At 33.2% G+C, this 7,093-nt stretch carries 7 protein-coding genes; all 7 read right to left on the reverse strand.

Translation table 11 applies throughout. The features are described from left to right. A partial coding sequence (gene tnpB, locus BUC11_RS17430; protein ID WP_394332908.1) for an IS66 family insertion sequence element accessory protein TnpB occupies positions 1-186 on the reverse strand: 186 nt, incomplete at its 3' end. Next, on the reverse strand, positions 186-467 hold the full coding sequence (tnpA, locus tag BUC11_RS16010; protein WP_073353117.1) for an IS66 family insertion sequence element accessory protein TnpA: 282 nt from the start codon (positions 465-467) through the stop codon (positions 186-188). The genes tnpA and tnpB, both read right to left, overlap by 1 nt. Positions 468-507: 40 nt before the next feature. Beyond that, positions 508-2,295 (reverse strand): DNA topoisomerase, encoded by a 1,788-nt coding sequence (locus BUC11_RS16015; RefSeq protein ID WP_084129731.1) that lies wholly within the window; start codon positions 2,293-2,295, stop codon positions 508-510. Positions 2,296-2,316: 21 nt separating this feature from the next. Continuing rightward, positions 2,317-3,744: a DUF3945 domain-containing protein gene (locus BUC11_RS16020; RefSeq protein ID WP_073355681.1), complete on the reverse strand. Its 1,428-nt coding sequence runs from the start codon at positions 3,742-3,744 to the stop codon at positions 2,317-2,319. A 99-nt stretch (positions 3,745-3,843) separates the two neighbouring features. After that, the gene (locus tag BUC11_RS16025) at positions 3,844-4,137 is read right to left on the reverse strand and encodes a helix-turn-helix domain-containing protein (protein ID WP_073355682.1); all 294 of its coding nucleotides are present in this window, start codon (positions 4,135-4,137) and stop codon (positions 3,844-3,846) included. A 363-nt stretch (positions 4,138-4,500) separates the two neighbouring features. Next, entirely contained in the window at positions 4,501-6,126 is a 1,626-nt protein-coding gene (locus tag BUC11_RS16030) for an IS1182 family transposase (protein ID WP_217651042.1), read from the reverse strand. Between the two features lie 110 nt (positions 6,127-6,236). Further along, complete coding sequence (locus tag BUC11_RS16035; RefSeq protein WP_245793948.1) at positions 6,237-6,953, reverse strand: RteC domain-containing protein; 717 nt, start codon at positions 6,951-6,953, stop codon at positions 6,237-6,239. Positions 6,954-7,093 lie beyond the last annotated feature (140 nt).

A 7,093-nucleotide genomic window follows, 5' to 3' on the forward strand; every position in this document is an offset into this window, starting at 1 on the left:
ACCGGATTCCCAGTGTAAAAGTTTCATCTGATTATTATTTCGATTGATAAAAATGAACACTTCCCCACTATGTGCAACGCGTCCTAATTCATTGGCAACAAGACCGCACAAACCATTAAAGCTTTTGCGCATATCGCAAACTTTGGGGTAGAGCAAAAAGGTATGTGAACTACTTAGGCTAAACACTAATATAGGTTTACTAAAGCCGAAAGTTCACTTAAATTATCCGTATCCACTCGCAGCACAACTCCATTAGGGTATACGATTTCGTATTTGTTTTCTAAAGCGAAAACTGGTTTTTTCAGTGCAATAAAACCTCCGCTTTGTGCTTCTTCATTTTTGCTTTTTCGTATCCAATAGCTGAAGGTTCCTAATTTAATACCTGCTTGATCGCAATACGCTTGTTGTGAAAGTCCACTTTGTTTCCAAGATTCAACTCGGGATAACATAAATTCATTTTTATTCATGTCTAAATTGTTTAGAACAAAACTACTACCTTAGGTTAATCTAAAAAATATGGGGTTCGTCGGGCGGATACGTTGTAAAAGCTTCAATTTCTTTTTGAAATGTTGCTATATCCTCTTCGTCGTCTTCTATTTTTTGCAGGGCTAATTCCCACTCGGAGGTCATCGCTACATTAGAAATCTTTTTGTCTTTTACCAATTCGTAAACCATTAATCCTTTGTCTGAAGGTACAAGTGCCTTTTTATCGCGTTTCAAATAATCTCTTTTAAAAAGTGTTTCAATAATAGCTGCTCTAGTTGCTGGTGTACCAATTCCAATACATTGCAATACTTTACGTTCTTCTTCATTTCCGATCTGATTTCCTGCATTTTCCATTGCTGAAAGTAAACTAGCTTCAGTATAAAGAGCAGGTGGTTTGGTTTTCTTCTCCAATATTCTGGCTGCCTTAATCTTGACTTCATCATCGATTTTTAGTTCTGGTAAGTCTTGAATAGGATCTCTTTCTTCATCTGAAAAACTGCCTTTAATAGCTCTCCAACCTGCATCAATAATTTTAATCCCTTTTAGTTCAAAATCATAGTGTATGACTTGCAAGACAACATCAGTTATCTCTTTAATGCAAACAGGAGAAACGGCTTCAAGTAAACGGTATGCGATCATTTCATAAATAGCTTTTTCCTTTGCAGACAAAGCTGATGGAACCTTCCCTGTAATCAATAAACCATGGTGATCAGTTACTTTTAAATCGTTAACAATTCGTTTATTTAAACGTCCTATTTTCATTTGAGGAACTACTCCTCTGAATTTCTCCATCTCTTCTAATATCCATATAAGCTTAGAAACTTCTACCCACATATCTTCTGGAATATACTTACTCCCGGTACGAGGGTAACTAATGAATTTATTCTCGTATAGGCTTTGAGCGATATTGAGAGTTTCCTCAGCAGTTAGGTTTAATTTTATATTAGCCTCTTTCTGTAATGCTGTAAGATCGAATAGCAATGGTGGCTGTTCATTGACTGTTTTTATTTCTATGGCAATTACCGTGGCTATCCCATGTCTCTGTAGCGATTTCAACGCGTCTTCAGCTTGTTTACCTCCATCCCACTTTATTGTAGAAATACTTTTAAAATCAATAAACTCTTTAAGATGTTCCAATTCAATTTGCCAATATTGCTTACTAACAAATGACTTGTTTTCCAAAAATCGTTTGCAAATGATTGCTAGTGTTGGTGTCTGAACCCTTCCCAGAGAATAAATACCACTTCCGATTGCAATAGTTAATGCTTGTGAGGCATTAATTCCTACTAACCAATCTGCACGGCTTCTACCTAGTGCTGCTTGATGCAGACCATCGAAATCCTTTCCTGGTTTCAAGTTATTAAACCCATTTAGAATGGCTTTTTCAGTTAGGGAACTAATCCATAAACGTTCAAATGGTTTAGTGCAGTTCAAATACTCATATATGCACCTGAATATAAGCTCCCCTTCGCGTCCTGCATCTGTGGCTACAATAATACTTTCGCAGTTTTTAAATAGGTGATCGATAATGTTCAGCTGATTCATCGCCCCTAGATCACGAACATAATTTTTATCTTTCTTGACCTTGCGCACTGTTAGCAAGAATGGATTAGGTAATACAGGTAAAGCCTCTCTTTGAAATCCAGTAACACCATAATCTTCTGGCATTGCCAAAGTCACTAAATGTCCAAACGCCCAGGTTACCTGATATCCATTTCCCATCAGGTAACCCTCCTTCTTTTCTGTAGCTCCTAACAAGATGGCTATCTCTCGAGCAACACTTGGTTTTTCTGCAATTACTACTTTCATTAGATTAAGTCTTTAGAATAGTTACATTTTTCGACCTTTCGATTTAGCTGCTACTTTTGGCTTATCCTGTTGTTCTTGCTGTTTGGCACTTTCAGGATTATTCTGTTCCCTTTTTAAAGGCTCTTTAATTTTCTTTGTAGCCTCGTTGGTTTTACCTTCTGAGTTAACCGCAACCTGTGTTTTACTTTCCTCTTTAGGTAATGCTTTCTCTTGTAATTTATTAGGATTATCAAAAGAAAAAACAGTTTTGGCTGTTTCTTTATCGAATGTAATATAACCTTGGTACTCTTTACCCTTCTTATCAACCAAACCACTTACATAAACTGTTTGTCCGTCTTTAAGTTTTTGGTGTTGCAGTTCGTCAAGTTCTTTGCCTCGGAATATTTGTGGAGCTTCTCTCTGTTGACTTTGTGACTGTTTGTTAGTATCTGGTCTATCAAAAAGGAATTCAACGTAACGTTTATCCGCATTGAATTGAACTGATGCATTGAAGGGTTCACCTTTTTTTGACATCATATCTTCGATATACAACGATTTGCCTTCTGTCAAAGTTTGCTTTTGTTGCTCATTTAGTTTTATCCCTTTAATTTCTTCTGGAATTTTGATATGTTCTGTGCGTAGTGCAATAACTTCTTTGGTCAAACGGTCAATGCTAATAATCGAAGGTATTGTTTCCCCCGATTTGGGATTAATCAAATCAACGACTCTGCCCATGTTGCCACTTTTGAGCAAGTTTTCTTTATCTTCTTTTGAAAATTCATGTCCGAAGAATTTGTAGTTTAACTGAGGTTCTTTTCGGATGCCATGAATAGAAAGAACTACTTGTCCGTTTTCTTTTTCTTGTAGTGATAGCCTAGCGTCCATTCGAGTGATGGAGGTTCCTAAATCAAGACTTACAGGAACTAGTTCATTGGTCTTGTATCCTTTTAACAGCGGCTCTAATAAGTTCATTTTTTCGAGACGTTCCTTACTTAATCCCAGATTAGTCATTGCTTTCCAATCGATTTGTTCTAATTTGAAGCGGTAATCGCCAGCTTCTGGTGTTGATTGTGTTGTTTTCATCTTATTTTTATTTAAAGGTTTATAATCTACTTTTATTTCATGTTGTTCAAATTGCTTCATTCCCATTTTGGTCGGTTTATCAACTTCTTTCTGCATTCTTTTCGCTATTTGTATTGCTTGGTTTTCTGGAACTCTAAAAAAGATAAAATGTGTAGGATCTTTTAATTGCCGGTAAAAGTTGGAGAAAAAATTAGAAAACAAATCACCTTGTTTGTCTATACGCAGGAACTGACTTTCATTTTTTTTATCCGGGACTACTGCTTGTAATTCTTTATCTTTTCCAATTACATTATCTATCCTTACTTCATTTTTTTTACTATCAGATACTAACAAAACATCCGAGAATTGCTCCTCTAATTTCGGATTACTTATAGTTTGTTCGTTCATGTTGATGCTGTTTAAAATTTACTAAATCGAAAATAAATAGTTAAACACGCATTATTTAATGACTGTCTTTGGTGGGTATATGTTGTCGTTCGTTGGCTTTTAATTTTTTCTCAGGGCATTAAAACTGTCACGAATAAATTGATGAACATCGGATAGTTTGTAATAAATTTTTCCACTAATCGTATAATACGGTAGTTTACCCGCTGAACGATAACGCTGAAGTGAGCGGTTACTAATTTTCAACATTTGAAGAAGGTCCTGATTGTCAAGTAATTCTTCTCCGTCAATGTTATTTCGATTTTTTTGGATGTCAGTGATATGTTCGCTTAAAATATCTAAACGATCCATAATCCGTTCCATCCACGATATAAATTCCATTCTATCTATATTCATAATGGTATGTTTTTAATTAATTAATAGTGTTAGACTTGCTATTGGTCAATTATTCACTTCATTTACCAGTATTGAGAATTGTAACTCTTTCAAGCTATAATTTCCACAGTAAAGATGTTGTAGTGACCGTTACAAAATTGCCAAGTATCTCCAAAATATTTTGCCAAGACTTACCAATTGAAGTAGACAATATTTAAAAAACTTATGAATTTATAAGAGTGACAGATCGTAAGGCTTTATTACTATTTTTAGAAAAAAAGACTGTGTCAGAAGACGTTTTGCCAATTGGCGTAGATGGGTAAACATAAAAAAGAGGCTGTCCTAAAAGACAGCCTCTTTTTGTTATCTATAAGTTTTGATTTCTTAATAATTTCTAGCATGTTCCAAATCTAGCATCAAAAATTGCCCTAAACAGTTGTTGAGTTGATTTGTGAGGGTAAAAATTGGCTTATAATTCTCGGAAGACACTTTTGCTATCCATTTAGAAAAATTGTGAGCAATAGCAACTAACCCAAATTCAATATTCACTTTGTTTATTTTGTTTAGAGTAAATCTTTTAAACCCCTTGTTTTGCTTAATATTTCCAAAAACAGGTTCTGGTTCGATACATCTTTTAGAATAAATTTCCTTTCCTAACTCACTTTCTAAATTTTCTCTTGCTTTAGTTTTGAGTTTTTGAAGATTATGATTAATTTCTATTTTCCTGTTTCCTTGTGCTTTAAAACACTGCCCTCTCATTGGACAACCTTCACAATTAATTGCTTGATATACAGAATGATATTGTATAAATCCCGTTGTTGTCTCTGATTTTTTAGTATATATTTTGCTCATTTTTTGTCCTATTGGGCAAACCAAAAAGTCGTGTTCTTGATTGTAAAAAAGATTTTGTGTGTGAAATAAGTTTTTTTTATGTTTAAGAGTTTGCTCGATTCGATACATATTATAAGGAATAAAAAACTCAACTTCTTTTTTTTCAAGCAATTGATAATTTTCTTCACTTCCGTAACCAGCATCAGCAATAACTTGATTGGATTGTTTTTGATAAGCATCTTTAAAACCTTCTAAATGAGTTTCTAAAGTTGTAAAATCAGTAGAGGTTTGGTGAGTAGAGTAATGTGTTATGATTTGATTTTCAGTAGAAATTTGAATATTATAGGCGGGTTTTAGCTGCCCATTGAGCATATGATCTTCTTTCATGCGCATAAAAGTTGCATCGGTATCCGTTTTAGAATAACTATTTCTACTGCCGAGAATTTCAAGATGCTGTTCGTACTCTTTTAGTTTTGGAAGTTGTTCATTTTCTAGTTTCTGAACTACTTTTTTTTGCTTTTTATTTAAAAAATCAGACTTTGAATTTTTATTTATCGCTTGAATTTTTTCTTCTAATTTCTGACTATCAATTTTCGTGTCGATTTGATTATCAGTATGCATAAGGTCTGATTCGATGGCTTGACCAATTTCGGCTAAAACAACATCTATTTTTGACTGAAGTCTTTCTTTATTCTTTTCAACTGATTTTTTCCATACAAAACTATATTTATGCGCATTAGCTTCTATTTTGGTTCCATCTATAAATTGTTTCTCAAGGCTAACTAACTCTAAATCAACCATCATAATTACTAATTGGCTAAAAAGTTTTTCAATATTACCTTTTAACTTTTGTCCTCTAAAATCATTAATAGTCCTAAAATCAGGTTGTAAGCCACCTGAAAGCCACATAAAATAAATGTTTTCCTTTACAGCTTTGGCTATTTTTCTGCAAGAATAAGTATTGTTTAAATATCCGTAAAACAAAATTTTAAGTAACATTTTAGGATGATAACTTGATGTTCCTCCTCCTTTATATTGCGATATAATTTCAGATATTTCTAATTTTTCAACTACAGAATCAATTAATCTTGAAGAGTGATTCTCAGATATTAAATCATTTAAATTTAGAGGAAAAAGTACTTGTTGATGAACAGAATGATGTTTGAAAACTGGCTGCATAAACATTGATTTTAGTACTTAAATATACTAAATATCAGAATTATAAACAAAAAAAACTGTCCGAAAATTACTTTTCGGACAGCCTCTTCGAAACATTAAAATGTATCATATTACAAATCCTTGTCCATATAATCCTCGACTGAAGATTTTAGCTGGTCTAAAAATAGCGTTCGATTGCCAGCACGATCTTTCATACGATGAAAAGCGTGGTGTATATCTCCTAGTTGAATACCAAATAGAGTCTGAAAAACGGAACTTAATTTGCGAATCCCTGTTTTACCATAAGAAATAGCACCAGCTGAGTGTAGAGCGTAGATCAGCTCAATTAAAGCATTTTTTGATTCCGTCCAAATAAGATTTTCGTAAGTTTCCCCATTAAAGGTACCCAAATTAGAGATATCAACAGGATTGACTTTAATGATTAAATAATTGTATAATAATTCATTTGCAATAATCCTTGACACTTTGTAATCATAATAAGTTGAAAATTGTGTATCAGCCTCAAATATAAAACTGTTAAGTCCTGTATTGATATTAATCTTTCCCAATTGAAAATATTCATGATCAAGATCAGTTCTGCCCGAACGATAATATCTATAAAAGTCAGAGCTGAGAATATGTTCCTCATACTCTTTTTTTAATTGTTGTAGTTCAACTGAAAAGTATTCATAATACATTTTACCACTATTTACAGGGCAAGAAGTTTCTATCCGGTACACTTTATTGTAATAAATTAATTTGCCTAAAATTTGTGGTTTTATAATTCTGAAAAATTCTATTTCTTCTTTTTCATCTTGAAAATCATGTTGAATAACATATTTCTTCATGCTAGTTAATAGATCTTGGATATATATAGTCATTCGATAAGATTCTATGCTGCGACCTATTCGCGATGCAACTTTTTTAGAAACTTAAGATAGTTTTTTAAGTTTTCATTTCTATTTTCTAGGCTAAAATCGGAAATAAC

This window comes from Flavobacterium xanthum (assembly GCF_900142695.1).
Classification (GTDB): Bacteria; Bacteroidota; Bacteroidia; order Flavobacteriales; family Flavobacteriaceae; genus Flavobacterium; species Flavobacterium xanthum.

Excerpts from the sequence above, each read along its gene's own strand:
- BUC11_RS16030 (WP_217651042.1), bottom strand. The coding sequence starts at position 6,126 with ATGCAGCCAGTTTTCAAACATCATTCTGTTCATCAACAAGTACTTTTT.
- BUC11_RS16015 (WP_084129731.1), bottom strand. The coding sequence starts at position 2,295 with ATGAAAGTAGTAATTGCAGAAAAACCAAGTGTTGCTCGAGAGATAGCC.
- BUC11_RS16020 (WP_073355681.1), bottom strand. The coding sequence starts at position 3,744 with ATGAACGAACAAACTATAAGTAATCCGAAATTAGAGGAGCAATTCTCG.
- BUC11_RS16025 (WP_073355682.1), bottom strand. The coding sequence starts at position 4,137 with ATGAATATAGATAGAATGGAATTTATATCGTGGATGGAACGGATTATG.
- BUC11_RS16035 (WP_245793948.1), bottom strand. The coding sequence starts at position 6,953 with ATGAAGAAATATGTTATTCAACATGATTTTCAAGATGAAAAAGAAGAA.
- tnpA (WP_073353117.1), bottom strand. The coding sequence starts at position 467 with ATGAATAAAAATGAATTTATGTTATCCCGAGTTGAATCTTGGAAACAA.